Annotated in this window: 11 protein-coding genes and 1 tRNA gene; 11 read left to right on the top strand and 1 reads right to left on the bottom strand. The window is 35.4% G+C overall.

All coding sequences use genetic code 11. The features are described 5' to 3' along the window. Positions 1-109 precede the first annotated feature (109 nt). The 5 genes from ACFX5E_RS05700 to ACFX5E_RS05680 all read left to right on the top strand — a co-directional run bounded on the left by ACFX5E_RS05700 (position 110) and on the right by ACFX5E_RS05680 (position 5,309). On the top strand, positions 110-889 hold the full coding sequence (locus ACFX5E_RS05700) for a TatD family hydrolase (protein WP_379854219.1): 780 nt from the start codon (positions 110-112) through the stop codon (positions 887-889). A gap of 65 nt (positions 890-954) precedes the next feature. After that, positions 955-2,091, top strand: a complete 1,137-nt coding sequence (locus ACFX5E_RS05695; RefSeq protein ID WP_379854218.1) for a 1-acyl-sn-glycerol-3-phosphate acyltransferase — start codon at positions 955-957, stop codon at positions 2,089-2,091. Then, positions 2,081-3,109, top strand: a complete 1,029-nt coding sequence (locus ACFX5E_RS05690) for an asparaginase (RefSeq protein WP_379854217.1) — start codon at positions 2,081-2,083, stop codon at positions 3,107-3,109. The genes ACFX5E_RS05695 and ACFX5E_RS05690 overlap by 11 nt, the downstream gene beginning before the upstream one ends. Positions 3,110-3,170: 61 nt before the next feature. Then, a tRNA-Ser gene (locus ACFX5E_RS05685) sits at positions 3,171-3,257 on the top strand. Positions 3,258-4,559: 1,302 nt separating this feature from the next. Beyond that, the gene (locus tag ACFX5E_RS05680) at positions 4,560-5,309 is read left to right on the top strand and encodes a porin family protein (RefSeq protein WP_379854216.1); all 750 of its coding nucleotides are present in this window, start codon (positions 4,560-4,562) and stop codon (positions 5,307-5,309) included. Here the strand turns inward: ACFX5E_RS05680 and ACFX5E_RS05675 are convergent. After that, positions 5,304-5,909: a hypothetical protein gene (locus tag ACFX5E_RS05675; RefSeq protein WP_379854215.1), complete on the bottom strand. Its 606-nt coding sequence runs from the start codon at positions 5,907-5,909 to the stop codon at positions 5,304-5,306. The two genes, ACFX5E_RS05680 and ACFX5E_RS05675, sit on opposite strands and share 6 nt — an antisense overlap. Before the next feature lie 301 nt (positions 5,910-6,210). Between ACFX5E_RS05675 and ACFX5E_RS05670 the strand changes: the two genes are divergently transcribed. The 6 genes from ACFX5E_RS05670 to ACFX5E_RS05645 all read left to right on the top strand — a co-directional run bounded on the left by ACFX5E_RS05670 (position 6,211) and on the right by ACFX5E_RS05645 (position 16,151). Beyond that, on the top strand, positions 6,211-8,697 hold the full coding sequence (locus ACFX5E_RS05670) for a bifunctional UDP-N-acetylmuramoyl-tripeptide:D-alanyl-D-alanine ligase/alanine racemase (protein ID WP_379854214.1): 2,487 nt from the start codon (positions 6,211-6,213) through the stop codon (positions 8,695-8,697). 84 nt (positions 8,698-8,781) lie between these two features. Beyond that, positions 8,782-9,195, top strand: coding sequence for a large conductance mechanosensitive channel protein MscL (mscL, locus tag ACFX5E_RS05665; RefSeq protein WP_379854213.1), 414 nt, complete (start codon positions 8,782-8,784; stop codon positions 9,193-9,195). Between the two features lie 598 nt (positions 9,196-9,793). Continuing rightward, entirely contained in the window at positions 9,794-10,783 is a 990-nt protein-coding gene (locus tag ACFX5E_RS05660; protein ID WP_379854212.1) for an aspartate-semialdehyde dehydrogenase, read from the top strand. Between the two features lie 141 nt (positions 10,784-10,924). Next, on the top strand, positions 10,925-11,278 hold the full coding sequence (locus ACFX5E_RS05655) for a hypothetical protein (protein ID WP_379854211.1): 354 nt from the start codon (positions 10,925-10,927) through the stop codon (positions 11,276-11,278). Positions 11,279-11,403: 125 nt separating this feature from the next. Next, positions 11,404-13,623 carry a TonB-dependent receptor gene (locus tag ACFX5E_RS05650; protein WP_379854210.1) on the top strand — a complete coding sequence of 740 codons (2,220 nt, stop codon included), beginning with the start codon at positions 11,404-11,406 and terminating at the stop codon, positions 13,621-13,623. A 422-nt stretch (positions 13,624-14,045) separates the two neighbouring features. Beyond that, complete coding sequence (locus ACFX5E_RS05645) at positions 14,046-16,151, top strand: prolyl oligopeptidase family serine peptidase (RefSeq protein ID WP_379854350.1); 2,106 nt, start codon at positions 14,046-14,048, stop codon at positions 16,149-16,151. Positions 16,152-16,215 lie beyond the last annotated feature (64 nt).

Genomic DNA, 16,215 nt, shown 5'->3' with positions numbered 1-16,215 from the left:
ACGGAGTTTTCTTGAGTTTGGAAAGGAATTTTGCGAATCGTATTTTCTTTGTGAAACAATTTTTCCGCCTAGTTTTATTCTTGTAAATTTGTATCCTTAAACTTTACACTTGGAAACAAATACAATAATTACCGATACACATACGCATCTTTATAGTGAAGAATTTGATCAAGACAGAACTGAGATGATACAACGTGCCATAGATGTTGGAGTTACACGTTTCTTTATTCCGGCGATTGATTCAACGTGTACTAAAGCCATGTATGAATTAGAGGAAAATTATCCTGAGAATGTTTTCTTGATGATGGGTTTGCACCCCACCTATGTAAAGGAGAATTATTTGGAAGAATTGCAACATGTGGAAAATGAATTACACAAAAGGAAGTTCTGCGCCATAGGTGAGATTGGTATCGATTTGTATTGGGATAAAACCCATTTGCAAGAACAACAAATTGCTTTCAGAACTCAAATAAGGTTGGCCAAACATTATAAACTACCTATTGTGATTCATTGCCGAGAAGCTTTTGATGAAATATTCCAAATTTTGGAAGATGAAAAATCTGATGAATTATTTGGTATTTTTCATTGTTTTACAGGGACATACGAACAAGCTTTAAAAGCAATCTCCTATAATATGAAGCTTGGAATTGGAGGCGTTGTAACATTTAAAAATGGAAAAATAGATCAATTCTTGCATCAAATCGAATTAAAACACATCGTCTTGGAAACGGATTCACCTTATCTGGCGCCAATTCCCTTTCGCGGAAAACGCAATGAGAGCTGTTATTTAGTTAATATAGTTGATAAACTGGCTCAAATTTATAACCTTTCGGTAAATGAAATTGCTAGGGTGACAACTCTAAATTCGAAAGCTATTTTCGGTATTTAAAAGAGAATTCACATTATTTTAATATTTTTTTTGTTCATTTGCCCACACAAAAATTGAGAACCAAAATGCAAAAATTTGACGCCATTCGGCCATTTTACGATTCCGAAGTAAACGAGGCTCTTCAAAACGTTATTCATCATCCTATGATGAAGGCATTAATGAACTTTACTTTCCCTGATGTAGAAGACGAAGTTTGGAAAGAACAACTCAAGAAAACGCATTCCATTCGTGATTTTCAATGTAATTTCATCTACCATTCGGTTCAAAAAGTACTAGAGAAAAGTTCTGAGGGCTTAACGACTTCCGGTTTTGAAAATTTAGAAAAAAACACATCCTATTTGTTTATTTCAAATCATCGAGACATTCTCTTGGATACAACCTTACTAAATACGGCATTATTTGAACATGGTTTAGTAATGACGGCTTCCGCGATTGGAGATAACTTGGTTAAAAAAGCATTCTTAAGTACATTAGCGAAACTGAATCGTAATTTTCTGGTGCTTCGTGGTTTGACTCCAAGAGAAATGCTGCAAAGTTCAAAACTTTTATCGGAATATATTGGTAATTTATTGCTTCATGAAAATCGTTCGGTTTGGATCGCACAGCGGGAAGGAAGAACAAAAGATGGGAATGATGTGACAAATCCCGGTGTTTTGAAAATGCTAGGAATGGGTTCTGACGAAAAGAATTTGATGGACTATTTCAAAAAAATCAAAATTGTACCGGTTTCTATTTCCTATGAATACGACCCAACTGATGCTTTGAAAATGCCTCAATTGATGGCTGAGGCCAATAATGAAATTTATATCAAGGAAAAAAATGAAGATTTCATGACGATTCTTAGTGGTGCCATGGGACAAAAGAAAAGAATCCACATTCATGTTGGGAAAGTTTTAGATGCTGAAATTGATAAAATTGCAGCTGAAAACGACAATACAAATAAGCAAATACAAGCTTTGGCCCAAGTTATGGATGATGCAATATTGAGCAATTATAAATTATGGCCTACGAATTTCATCGCTTACGATATAGTAAATAAATCGAATACCTATTCGCATTTATACACCGAAAATGAAAAATTACTTTTTGAGCGCAGATTAGAAATGAGAATTGATCATGATAATCCAGTAGCTTTAGAAGGTTTTCTTGCCATGTATTCCAATCCTGTTGTGAATACATTAAAATATCATAATGTTGTCTAAAGCCAAAATACTTTTGATTTATACCGGTGGGACTATTGGTATGAAAAAAGATTTTGAGACTGGTGCTCTTCGGGCTTTTAATTTCAGTAAACTTTTACAAAGAATACCGGAATTGAAACAATTGGACTGTAAGATAGAAACTCTTTCTTTCGAAAATCCTATTGATTCTTCGAATATGAATCCCGAAAAATGGGCAAAGATTGCGACAATCATTGCCGATAATTATGCTTCATTTGATGGATTTGTCGTGCTTCATGGTTCAGATACGATGTCTTATTCCGCTTCCGCTTTAAGTTTCATGCTGGAGAATTTGTCTAAACCAGTTATATTTACCGGATCGCAATTGCCTATTGGAGATTTACGTACCGATGCGAAAGAGAATTTAATAACTGCGATTCAAATTGCTACTTTGCGTGAAAATGGTAAACCTGTAATTAGTGAAGTATGTCTTTACTTTGAATATAAATTGTATAGAGGCAATAGAACCACAAAAATAAATGCGGAACATTTCAACGCGTTTACTTCACCAAATTACCCTCATTTAGTAGAGTCGGGTGTGCATCTAAAACTGAATTCTGAATTGTTTTTGCCTTTAAAAAGTGATGTGCAATTAAAAGTCCATAAAAATTTAGATAACCATGTGGCTATCATTAAAATGTTTCCTGGAATTAGTGAAGTCGTTTTGGCAGCGATTCTTGGCATTCCGAATCTTAAAGGAATCATTTTAGAGACTTATGGTGCCGGAAATGCTCCTACAGAAGATTGGTTTATTGGCCTTTTGAAAAAAGCCATTACTAAAGGATTGCATATCATCAATGTGACGCAATGTTCTGCCGGAAGTGTGAGTATGGGGCAATATGAAACGAGTACTTCTTTGAAAGAAATCGGAGTTATTTCTGGAAAAGATATCACCACTGAGGCGGCAATCACGAAATTAATGTATTTATTAGGTCAAAAAATTGCTTCGAATGATTTCAAAAAGATTTTTGAAACATCTTTGCGAGGAGAAATGATATAATAATTAGATTTTACTTTTCTAACTCATTTTTTTTCGTGTTCTTTGCACACCAAATAAAAATAGAGAGGTGTCCGAGTGGCTGAAGGAGCTAGCCTGGAAAGCTAGTATATGGGTAACTGTATCGTGGGTTCGAATCCCATCCTCTCTGCAAAGAAATAATGCTTCCTGAAAGGGGAGCATTTTTTGTTTTAAAGCGTGGCAAACGTTTTAGTTTGTCTAAGCTCTAAAACAAAAAAGGATCAGGCATGAAATGCCAAGCTTTAATTTCTTTGTCAGACGCCCCTCAGGGATCACCGCAGGTAATCCTTAATTGAACAAGTTACAGCGTGGCAAACGTTTTAGTTTGTCTAAGCTCTAACACAAAAAAGGATCAGGCATGAAATGCCAAGCTTTAATTTCTTTGTCAGACGCCCCTCAGGGATCACGCAGGTAATCCTTAATTGAACAAGTTACAGCGTGGCAAACGTTTTAGTTTGTCTAAGCTCTAACACAAAAAAGGATCAGGCATGAAATGCCAAGCTTCAATTTCTTTGTCAGACGCCCCTCAGGGATCACCGCAGGAAATCCTTAATTGAAGAAGTTACAGCTTTCAAACGTTTTAGTTTATCTAAGCTCTAAAACAAAAAAGGATCAGGCATGAAATGCCAAGCTTTAATTTCTTTGTCAGACGCCCCTCAGGGAATCACCGCGGGTAATCCTTAATTGAAGAAGTTGCAGCGTGGCAAACGTTTTAGTTTGTCTAAGCTCTAAAACAAAAAAGGATCAGGCATGAAATGCCAAGCATTATTTTCGTTGTGAGACTACGCTTTCCGGTATCTGTGAAACTAATCCTATTCTCTTTACAGATGCCAATAAAAACCAATCACTTACATATATTTTTTTGAAGTTTCACATTCTGCGATCTTAAGATTTTTTGCTCGGCAAAATAAATCAAGATTTTTAAAAACGAAATATTTTATTATCTATTTTTATTTTTTAAAAAGGTAAGAAAAAAAGCACTAAAAATATTTATTTATGTATTTAATCGATTATATTTGTAGTATAAACCTTGAATGTGTAATTTTAAGTGAAGAATAAAAACACATGAATTCTTTAAAAGAAGCAGGAAATCGACTTTAAATAGGTAATCGAAGAACATAAAAAACAATGTTTAAGGCATCATTAAAATAAAAAGGAAAAACTAAAAAAACGAAAACATGGAAGAGATGGAAACAGAAAATAAAAAAAACGGTGTGTTTTTGTACATGGGTGCATTTCTTTTTACTACCGTGAGTTTGTCAATGATTGCTTTAATGTTTATGTTGGTTTTTATAACTTTTTGATTAGATACTAAGTTGGTCTTTGGAGGAATTTACTAAAATTCACTACTGCGTTTTTTCAAAGGAATACGCTTCGGGTACCTGTCAAAATCCTATATTTGTACAACGATAAACAATAGTTGAATCGAAAAATGTATTTTAAGACTCACATGAAGCAATCATTAAACAAAAAGAACCACTTAAAATTATTTCTAAGTTGTTTTATTCTTCTATCCATTTTTAATGCCTTTTCACAAGAAACCATAACTCTCGAGGATGCTTCAAAAGTAAAAATCGATTCATTATATCGAGAAGACCAATTTTATTTTGGATTTACATATAATACCTTAATCAATAAGCCTGACGGTTTGTCCCAAAGCAAATTGTCTACTGGATTTTCATTAGGTTTCCTGAGGGATATGCCGATAAACAAAAACAGAACTAAAGCACTAGCTTCCGGAATTGGATTCTCTTATAACAATTACAATCAGAATCTGGCGATTTATAAATCAGATCAAGCGCCAACGTATTCGATTATTGATTCGGAAACAAGTTTTAATAAAAATAAATTTTCACAACTTTTAGTAGAGGTGCCTATTGAATTTAGATGGCGAACTTCAACTTATGAAAGCCATAAGTTTTGGAGAATTTATGGAGGATTCAAATTGAGTTATTTAATTCATGATCGTTCTATTTTTGAAGATGACCAAGGAAAAATTATCGTCACCAGTAATAAGGATTTTAATAAACTTCTTTATGGTGCCTATATTTCAGTTGGTTATAACACCATTAATGTGTATGCTTATTATGGTTTAAATTCTTTGTTTAAATCGGCAAAAATTGAAGGGGAACCCATCACTATGAAATCCCTAAATATTGGAATAATCTTCTACATTTTATAGCCATAAAAATAATAAAAGCAACTGCGGAATACTTCCTAAAAAAAAACCTATAATTAATTCTTTATTCGTGTGTGCGTTCATTTCTATACGGGAGGAAGCTACAAGGCCATTTGCGAGTATTAAAAAAGCAATGATAAAAGTATTCTGAAATTGAAAATGTAAACTTATTGCAATCACAAATAAGGTCAATGCACTTATTGCCATCATGTGCAGACTGGCTTTTATATTGAGAAATAAAGATATTAGAGCCAAAATAGTGCTGAGAAGCGCTCCCAAAAAGAAAAAATGCAATTCGGGATATCGGTCTATCGTTATGCTTTTTCGAACCAATAAAATGATTAAAAAACATTGAAGAATCAGCGGTATTTTACGTTGTGTGACTTCAGCAATCATTATAGAATCAATTTTTCCGGCAGCTTTTAAAATTAAAAAAAATAGTATTGGAATGATCACCAGAATAATCGCCACTTGAAAAAAGACGAATAACTTTTCTTCAGTTGCAAAAGCAGTAGTATTAAAAAAAAGATAAAATAAGGTGGCCATCGCCGGAATAAATATCGGATGAAAAATATAAGAAAATAAAGGAAGGATTTTTTTCAAGAGTTCTGATGTTTATTGACTTCAACAAATATAAATAATTTTGTAAAGTGTAGCTGTGTTTTTGAGTTTGTTAACATTTAATAAGGCTTTCTAAGTAATTGGGATTGATAATTAATAAATGTAAATTGGCAATAATTTCTGAGCTTTCAAAGTCTTCATTGTCAAAAGAAGTGTTATTTTTGAGGAACCATTGAAAACAGTAATTGTTTCTATTTAACTAATCAGGGAATAAAATATTCTTCTCTTTTGTAATAGTAATTTATATAAATCCTTAAATGAGCGTCATTCGCTTTCTAAATTAATGATTCTAAAAATTCAAAATATAATTTCGCAAATTCAGGCTGTATTTGTAAATAACAATAAGGCTAAAACAATAGACACTGTTTCTATAGACAGTCGCTCTTTACAAAATGGTTCGCAAACTTTATTTTTCGCATTGGTCGGGCCCAATAATGATGCGCATTTGTACATTAAAAATTTAATTGAAAAAGACGTACAGAATTTTGTAGTCACCCATATTCCAGAAGACTCTGCCGGCAAAGCTAATTTTTTGGTAGTCGAAAACACATTAGTTGCTTTACAGCAATTTGCAGGATATCATCGCAATCTTTTTGATTTTCCGGTTATTGGATTGACGGGGAGCAATGGTAAAACAATCGTCAAGGAATGGCTTAATTTCCTGTTAAGCCCGGATTATAACGTCATAAGAAGCCCTAAAAGTTACAACTCACAAGTGGGTGTTCCCTTGTCAGTACTTGCTATTAATGAACAGCATAATCTTGGAATTTTCGAAGCGGGCATTTCTACCAGTTCAGAAATGGGAAAACTGGAGAAAATAATCAAGCCCACGATTGGAATTTTAACAAGCATAGGTTCTGCACACGATGAAGGATTCGGGAATTTAGAAGAAAAAATAAGAGAGAAACTCCTTTTATTCAAGCATTCGAAAGTCCTTATTTATCAGAAGAGTGATATTGTCGATGCTAATTTGTCGGATTTTGAAAATGGGATTCAAACCCTTTTTTCATGGAGTTTCAATGATGCAACGGCTGATGTTTTTGTTGCCAAAAGGGCTGTTTTTGATAAAACAGTTTTACAGATTCGTCAAGCGAAAGAAAATTTTGAAATAGAAATTCCTTTTCAGGATGCGGCTTCAGTTGAGAATTCTATTTCGTGTTTGATGGTTTTGCTGTATTTTAAATACGATGTAACAACGATTCAAAACCGAATGAAATTATTGTATCCTGTTGAAATGCGTTTGAAAGTCAAGAATGGAATCAATAAATGCAGTATTATTGACGACAGTTACAGTTCCGATTTTCAATCCCTAAAAATAGCCTTGGATTTTCTCGAAAGTCAGACCCGAGCCCAAGAGGCGAACAGGCATAGCAAAGAATATCAAAAGAAAACAGTGATTTTATCGGATATTTTTCAGAGCGGTTTGCCTAAGGACGAACTGTATTCTAAGGTCGCAGAGTTAATTATTTCAAACAAAATCAGCAGGGTAATAGGTGTTGGTGAAACTATTTCGGTATTTAAAGATAAATTCGTCAACTGCGTAACTTATAATAGCACGGCAGAGTTTATCTCTGATTTTGAGAATTTGGACTTTAGCAATGAAACCATTTTAATTAAGGGGGCAAGAACGTTTCAGTTTGAGGAAATCGTTTCCCTGTTGGAAGAGAAGACGCATGAAACGGTCCTTGAAATTAATCTGAATGCCATCAGCCATAATTTGAATTTCTTTAAATCGAAGTTGAAGCCAGCCACCAAAATGATGGTAATGGTCAAGGCTTTTGGGTATGGAAACGGTGGCTTTGAAATTGCCAAATTACTGGAACATCATAAAGTGGATTATTTGGGAGTCGCTTTCGCCGATGAAGGAATTTCATTGAAAAATCTGGGAATTCATTTGCCTATTATGGTACTGAATCCAGAAAACACGAGTTTTCTCGCGATTATCCAACATCAATTAGAACCGGAAATTTACAGTTTGAAAGGACTTCGTGCTTTTCTTAAAATTGCCGAACAAAAAAAATTAAAACACTTTCCTATCCATATCAAATTGGATACGGGAATGCATCGTTTGGGTTTTGAGGCCAATACACTAGACGATTTGATTACCACTTTAAGAGGAAATCAAACCATTGAGATAAAAAGTATTCTTTCGCACATGGCCACGAGCGATGATTTAGAACATAAGGATTTTGCGCATTCACAAATTGATCTATTCGAGAAATTATCTTCGAAATTAATGACGGAACTGCAAATAAAACCCATTCGACATATTTTGAACACTTCAGGAATTAGTAATTATCCCGATTCTCAATATGATATGGTTCGTCTTGGAATTGGACTTTACGGAGTTTCAAATGACGATGAAGAGCAGAAATATTTAGAAAATGTAGGCACACTTAAATCTATTATTTCTCAAATCAGAACAATTCCTGCAGGAGATAGCGTAGGTTATGGCAGACGATTTATGGCGGAGAAACCAACAAAAGTCGCAACAATTCCTATAGGTTATGCTGACGGAATTTCGAGAGGCTGGGGAAATGGAGTTGGTTTTGTGATTATTAAAAATGAAAGAGCGACTATTCTTGGAAGCATTTGTATGGATATGCTAATGGTAGATGTCAGCGGGATAGGTTGCAAGGAAGGTGACGCTGTAATTATTTTTGGCGAAAGCCCGAACGTAAATTATATTGCCCAAAAATTAAACACAATTCCTTATGAAGTTCTTACCAGTATTTCGCAACGAGTAAAGAGAGTATTTTATAGAGAGTAAGTAATTGCGGGAATGGTTGGTAATTGAATAAAAATTTTGATTAAATTCGTTTAGCAAATATAATTTTAACTTAAAAAATTAATTATGGGATTTTTCGGCGATTTTAAAGCATCTTTAATGAAAGGTGATGTGTTGAGTTTAGCAACTGCGGTAGTTATTGGTGCTGCGTTTGGTAAAATTGTCGGTTCTGCGGTTGATGATGTTATTATGCCAATTGTAGGACTGATAACAGGTGGAATCGATTTTACACAAAAATTTATCACATTAGATGGGAATAGTTATGGAACTTTAGCAGAGGCAAAAAAAGCCGGAGCTGCAGTAATTACCTATGGGAATTTAGTCCAGGCGATTATCAATTTCGTTATTATTGCCTTCTTTATTTTTGTTATTCTGAGAGCTGCTGAAAAAGCCAGAAAGAAAGAAGAAGTTGTTACTGTTCCAGCCGGACCTACTCAGGAAGAATTGCTTACTCAAATTAGAGATTTATTAAAAAAATAGTCTGTTGGGTGCAATTATTTAAAATTAGCAATTCCAAAAAAACAAACTCATAGAAACATAGAAAAAAAGATTAGGATAAACCAGTTTCTTGGGTTCACAAAGCTATGATTTACTATAATAAATTGAAAGCCTTCATAGAAACAGTTAAAAACTATGTTTCTATGCGTTTAAAAAAACTTGAATTAGATCCAAAGGGTAAAAAAATAATACCGCTATACTATATATTCTAATTTATCCTGAATTAGTTTCAGGACTAAACCGCTTCTTAATTGAGAAGGTTTTTCTTTTTTAAAAATTCACGTAAAACAATGACATTTTTCACCATTAAGAAGTTAATTTTCATTAAGAATTGGCGCTTAAATTTTCTCAATTTCTTAATGGTTTGAATTATTAAAACAAGATGTTTTGCAAAAAAATCCAGAGGAATCCTAAAAAACTATAGTACTGCTGATTTCAAATTTTTTATCTATGAATTAGTGGTTGTATATGAAATGTTATGATTGTAACATTTTGTTATTTTTTGTGAACACGATTGTTTTGATTTCAATATTACTTACTTTTGTAATTCTAATTGAATGTCCAATAATAAAAATATACTATGAGAATAGCAGTTGTAGGCGCTACTGGAATGGTTGGCGAAGTAATGTTGAAAGTATTAGCAGAAAGAAATTTCCCTGTTACGGAATTAATTCCTGTAGCTTCTGAAAGATCAGTAGGGAAAGAGATCGAATTCAAAGGAAAAAAATATACCGTTGTAGGCATGCAAACGGCCGTAGATATGAAGGCAGACATTGCTTTATTTTCTGCAGGAGGTGAAACTTCACTGGAATGGGCTCCAAAATTTGCAGCAGCAGGAACAACAGTTATCGATAATTCATCGGCGTGGAGAATGGATCCGACCAAAAAATTAATCGTTCCTGAAATCAATGCGGGAGAATTAACAAAAGAAGATAAAATTATTGCTAATCCAAATTGTTCTACTATTCAGATGGTTTTGGTTTTGGCACCTTTACATAAAAAATACAATATCAAACGTGTTATTGTTTCTACGTATCAATCCATCACTGGAACAGGTGTAAAAGCGGTGCAACAATTGGAAAATGAATACGCAGGTGTTCAGGGTGAAATGGCATACAAATACCCAATTCATAGAAATGCAATCCCACAATGTGATTCTTTTGAAGACAATGGTTACACTAAAGAAGAGATGAAATTGGTTCGTGAAACTCAAAAAATATTGGGCGACAGAACAATTGCTGTGACGGCAACTGCTGTTCGTGTGCCTATTGTTGGTGGTCACAGTGAAGCGGTAAATGTTGAGTTTACCAATGATTTTGAAGTGTCTGATATCCAAAATATTTTGCATCATACTGACGGAGTGGTGGTTCAGGACAACAATGATACCTATACGTATCCAATGCCAATGTATGCGCAAGGAAAAGACGATGTGTTTGTAGGTAGAATTCGTCGTGACGAAAGCCAGCCCAATACATTGAACATGTGGATTGTTGCGGATAATTTGAGAAAAGGAGCGGCAACAAACACGATACAAATTGCTGAATATTTGATTGCAGCAAAATTGGTTTAAATTTTGACGATGTAGAGACGCACTGCAGTGCGTCTCTACCTTGCGTCTCTACATATTATAAAAAAACTACAATCTTAAACGTTGTAGTTTTTTTGTTTTAAATAGGTGTAAAATTTTTATGTTTTCATACATTTGCCAAGGATGAAAAAAAATAAGCTCATAATAAGTCTTTTTTTAGCGGCTGCCGTATTGTTTTCAATACTGTTTCAGTCCTTTCATACCTATGATCATTTAGAGAAGCAATTTTCGCAAAAGCAATGCCATCATAAATACAACGTCACCCAGAAAGAAATAACGCACCAGCACCACAATTTTGATCATTGTTATGTTTGTGATTTTACTTTTGGAAGTTATATTTCTCCAAAAGAGTTTTCCTATCAATTATATACTACTTATAAAGAAATACCATATTTCATTAGTGCTGAGGAAACGATTCTTTCGTTTTCCGGAAGTTTATATTCTCTTCGCGGACCCCCTGTAAATAATTTGAGCTGAATTTATTTCAGCTTCTGTTGATTTATTCAGCACGTCCCATTTCTATTTTATTTACTAAATAATTCCAGACTCATCTTCCTTCATTTTTGAGAAGAATGTGGTTAGGAACAATACAATCATTTTCAATGAAATATTTTATTATAGCCCTATTCTTGGGGTTTTCGGCCATGCTTCAAGCGCAAAACACACTTTCTGGAATTGTAACAGATAAAAATAATCAACCCATAAAAGGTGTTTCGGTCTATGCATCAGAATTGCACAAGGGAACTGCAACTGATGACAACGGAAAATACACTTTTACCAATCTCCCTAATGGAAAACTAAAACTGACTTTTACTTTCGTTGGATTTGGAACACAAAATAAAACCATAAACAGTTTACAAAAAGAAAACTCACTCGATATAATTCTCGAAGAAACGATATTCCAAATGGATGAGGTAATCGTTTCGACGGCTTTCAATAAAATACAATCACAAAATGTGATGAAAGTCGAGCACGAAAGTATTAAAGAGATGCAACGAAAAGGAACCGCCACCTTAATCGAAGGATTGGCAACCATTCCGGGCGTTTCGCAGGTTTCTACAGGAACTTCCATCGGGAAACCGGTCATTCGTGGATTGAGCGGGAATCGGGTTTTGGTATATTCACAAGGTGTCCGAATGGAAAACCAACAGTTTGGAGACGAACACGGTTTGGGGTTAAATGACTCCGGAATAGAAAGCGTTGAGGTTATCAAAGGACCGGCTTCATTGCTTTATGGTTCAGATGCTTTGGGTGGTGTTTTGTATTTTAATCCAGAAAAATTTGCCGATGCTAATACCTTCAAAGCTAATTTCAGCCAGAAGCTTTTTTCGAATACTTTAGGTAGTAATACTTCTTTAGGATTGAAAACGTCTACTGATAATTGGAAATATCTAGCTCGTGGAAGTTACAATAGCCATTCTGATTATAAAATTGCTAATGGCGACCGTGTGACCAACACCCGTTACAATGAAACCGATTTCAAAACAGGAATTGGTTACAGTGACTCCAAATTTTCGACGGTTTTTCGTTACAATTACAACAACCTGGATTTAGGAATCCCGGAAAATGGTATTGTAGAGCAATCCACAAGTAAAAAAACAGGTTTTCCTAAACAAGGCGTTTTTAATCATCTGTTGAGTTTGAATTCCATATTTTATTTAAAAAATTCAAAACTGGATGTCGATTTGGGTTATGTTGCCAATGATCGTTCGGAATTTGAAGATAGTGATGTTGCGGTTTTGCACATGAAACTAAAAACATTCAATTATGATGCAAAATACCATTTGCCAACAATAGGAAAAGTCGAATCTATTTTTGGAATTCAGGGAATGCACCAAACCAATATGAATTCTGGGGAAGAATATCTGATTCCGGATGCGACAACCAATGATTTTGGAGTTTTTGGAACTGCTAACTATGAATGGGAATCAAACGTGTTGCAAGGGGGATTGCGTTTCGATAACAGACAAATCACCACGGAAGAACACGGAACTGTAGGTGAGGAAGGGTATTTTAAAGCCATCGATAAATCGTACGATAGTTTTAATGCCTCGTTGGGTTACAAAACTAATCTGGCCGAGGATTTGACATTGCGATTGAATTTGGCGTCTGGGTTTAGAGCGCCGAATTTAGCCGAATTAACCTCCAATGGAGTTCATGAAGGAACTAATCGTTATGAGGTAGGAAACAGTGACTTGAAAACGGAACAAAACGTGCAAACCGATGTGAATTTAGAATATAAAAATAGCCATTTTGAGTTTTTTGCCAATGGATTTTACAACCACATCAACAATTATATCTACACTTCTCCAACAGGAGAAGTGATTGATGAGAATGCTGTTTTTAATTATATTCAGGATAATGCCAAATTATACGGAGGCGAAATAGGTCTGCATTTTCACCCCCATCCATTGGATTGGTTGCATTTTGACACCAGTTTTGAGTCCGTAACCGGTAAGAAACAATCCCGAAGCGGCGGGAGTGATTTTCTGCCTTTGATTCCGGCTAACAATTGGAACAACACGATTAGAACCGAATTTAAAATCAATAATTGGTTGGAAGAGGGATTCGCCACTTTGAATTTTTCCTCTACTTTCAATCAAAATAACGTGAGTGGTTTTGAAACAAAATCGAATGGATACACATTGGTAAACCTAGGTTTTGGAGGAAAAGTAAAACTAGGTAAAATGGCTTTCGATATTAATTTGAACGGGAATAATTTATTGGACAAAAGCTATATTGCGCATCTTTCCCGCTTGAAAACCGATGGAATTCCTAACATAGGAAGAAACATAGTTTTTGGGGTGAATTTTAATTTGTAGCACTTTTGCGTAAGCATAAAAATAAGAAAACGCTATTCGAGAGAGTAGCGTTTTTCTTTACACTATAAAATAAGTCTTTAGGCTATTTTTTTTTAACATATAAGTCATATAAGAATTGAGTTCAAACTTTGACACAAACGAATTAGTTTAAAATTTATATGACCTTAAATGCCTTATATGGTTTATTATTTTTTTGCTGCACACGTCAATTATTTCTAAACTTAAAAAAAACTTATATGACTTATATGTTTGTTATTTTCAGCATTAGGAATATATAATTCGGTTTAAATTGTCATAACTGTAATAAAAAAAACATTTTAACGACTAACTCTTTTTAAGACTTTCCTTTATCAGGAACACTAACTATTTCCCTATTTTTGTTATAACCTAAAACTAAAATGATGAAAAACACTTTTTTATTAATGGCTGTATCTGCCACTATTGCAAGTTTTGGCCAAAACCAAAAACCAACTACAATGAAATACCCAGTTACCCAAAAAGGTGAAACCGTTGATGTCTATTTTGATACCAAAGTTCCTGATCCCTACCGTTGGCTCGAAGACGATAAATCTGTCGAAACCGGTGCTTGGGTAAAAGCTCAAAACAAAGTGACCTATGATTATTTAGCCCAGATTCCGTTTCGCGATGTGCTAAAAGCAAGAATGGAAAAACTGTGGAATTACGAGAAAATAGGCGCACCTTTCACCGAGGGGAATTATACCTATTATTACAAAAACAACGGTTTGCAAAACCAATCGGTGTTGTATAGAAAAGACGCCAAAGGAACCGAAACAGTTTTCCTGGACCCCAATACTTTTTCTAAAGATGGAACCACTTCGCTTGGCGGATTGGATTTCTCCAAAGACGGTTCAAAAGTAGCGTATGCCATTTCAGAAGGAGGAAGCGATTGGAGAAAAGTGATGATAATGGATGCCATCACCCAAAAAATAATTGAAGACACGATTGTCGATGTGAAATTCAGCGGCGTGTCCTGGAAAGGAAACGAGGGCTTCTATTATTCCAGTTACGACAAGCCAAAAGGAAGCGAATTGTCGGCAAAAACGGACCAACACAAACTCTATTTTCACAAGTTGGGAACCGCACAAAAGCAAGACCAAATCATCTTTGGCGCAGACCAAAAACGACGTTATGTAGGCGGAAGCGTGACAGAGGACGATCATTATTTGGTTATCACCGCTTCGACTTCGACTTACGGAAACGAATTGTATATCCAAGACCTGACCAAGCCCAACAGTCCTATTGTGACTATTGTTGATAATTTCAAAAGCGACAACAATATAATCGATAATGAAGGTACAAAATTATTCATAGAAACCGACTTGAATGCGCCCAACAAACGCATCGTAACGGTGGATGTCAAGAATCCAAAACCGGAAAACTGGAAAGATTTCATCCCGGAAACGGAGAACGTTTTGTCACCAACAACAGGTGGCGGTTACATTTTTGCTAATTACATGAAAGATGCCGTTTCGGTGGTGAAACAATATGATTATTCAGGAAAAATGATTCGCGAAATACAGTTGCCAGCGCTGGGAACTGCAGGCGGTTTTGGCGGAAAGAAAAAAGAAAAAACCCTTTATTATTCGTTTACTAATTATGTCAGCCCGGGAACGATTTATTCATTCGAACCAAAATCAGGAAAATCGGCGGTATATGAAAAACCGAAAGTAGATTTCAAAAGCGAAGACTACGTTTCTAAACAAGTGTTTTACACTTCCAAAGACGGAACCAAAATCCCAATGATGATCACCCATAAAAAAGGATTGAAACTCGACGGCAAAAACCCAACAATGCTTTACGGTTATGGCGGTTTCAACGTAAGCTTAACGCCAAGTTTCAGTATTGCCAATGCAGTTTGGATGGAAAGCGGAGGCATTTTTGCCGTTCCTAATTTACGCGGAGGAGGAGAATATGGGAAAAAATGGCACGATGCGGGAACCAAAATGCAAAAGCAAAATGTGTTTGATGATTTCATCGCAGCCGCTGAATATCTGATTGCTCAAAACTATACTTCTTCCAGTTTTCTTGCCGTTCGCGGTGGTTCAAACGGCGGATTGTTAGTGGGAGCCACCATGACGCAACGCCCGGATTTGATGAAAGTCGCCTTGCCGGCCGTGGGTGTTATGGATATGTTGCGCTACCACACCTTTACTTCGGGAGCGGGTTGGGCGTATGATTACGGAACGTCACAGGACAGCATAGAAATGTTTGACTACATCAAGGGCTATTCTCCGGTGAATAATGTAAAACAAGGAACCCAATATCCGGCCACGATGGTCACAACGGGCGATCACGACGATAGAGTAGTGCCGGCACACAGTTTCAAATTTGCTGCCGAATTACAGGAAAAACAAACTGGACCTAATCCTACTTTAATCCGTATTGACATCAATGCAGGACACGGCGCAGGAAAATCCGTGGCGGCAACCATTCAGGAAAACGTAGACATCCAGGCATTTACCTTGCACAATATGGGCGTAACCGAATTGCAAAAAATAGCTGAATAGGATTTATTTTTAGGAGCTATTTCCTGCTTTTCACTGCAATCTTTATATCCGCCGAAATGGCTGA

The sequence above is a fragment of the Flavobacterium xylosi genome (assembly GCF_042787345.1).
GTDB lineage: Bacteria > Bacteroidota > Bacteroidia > Flavobacteriales > Flavobacteriaceae > Flavobacterium > Flavobacterium xylosi.
This window is presented reverse-complemented; position numbering and strand designations above follow the sequence as displayed.

What these genes read in the sequence shown, in the direction of transcription:
- ACFX5E_RS05680 (WP_379854216.1), top strand. Translation starts at nt 4,560, where the DNA reads ATGTATTTTAAGACTCACATGAAGCAATCATTAAACAAAAAGAACCAC.
- ACFX5E_RS05670 (WP_379854214.1), top strand. Translation starts at nt 6,211, where the DNA reads ATGATTCTAAAAATTCAAAATATAATTTCGCAAATTCAGGCTGTATTT.
- ACFX5E_RS05655 (WP_379854211.1), top strand. Translation starts at nt 10,925, where the DNA reads ATGAAAAAAAATAAGCTCATAATAAGTCTTTTTTTAGCGGCTGCCGTA.
- ACFX5E_RS05650 (WP_379854210.1), top strand. Translation starts at nt 11,404, where the DNA reads ATGAAATATTTTATTATAGCCCTATTCTTGGGGTTTTCGGCCATGCTT.
- mscL (WP_379854213.1), top strand. Translation starts at nt 8,782, where the DNA reads ATGGGATTTTTCGGCGATTTTAAAGCATCTTTAATGAAAGGTGATGTG.
- ACFX5E_RS05695 (WP_379854218.1), top strand. Translation starts at nt 955, where the DNA reads ATGCAAAAATTTGACGCCATTCGGCCATTTTACGATTCCGAAGTAAAC.
- ACFX5E_RS05660 (WP_379854212.1), top strand. Translation starts at nt 9,794, where the DNA reads ATGAGAATAGCAGTTGTAGGCGCTACTGGAATGGTTGGCGAAGTAATG.
- ACFX5E_RS05645 (WP_379854350.1), top strand. Translation starts at nt 14,046, where the DNA reads ATGGCTGTATCTGCCACTATTGCAAGTTTTGGCCAAAACCAAAAACCA.
- ACFX5E_RS05690 (WP_379854217.1), top strand. Translation starts at nt 2,081, where the DNA reads ATGTTGTCTAAAGCCAAAATACTTTTGATTTATACCGGTGGGACTATT.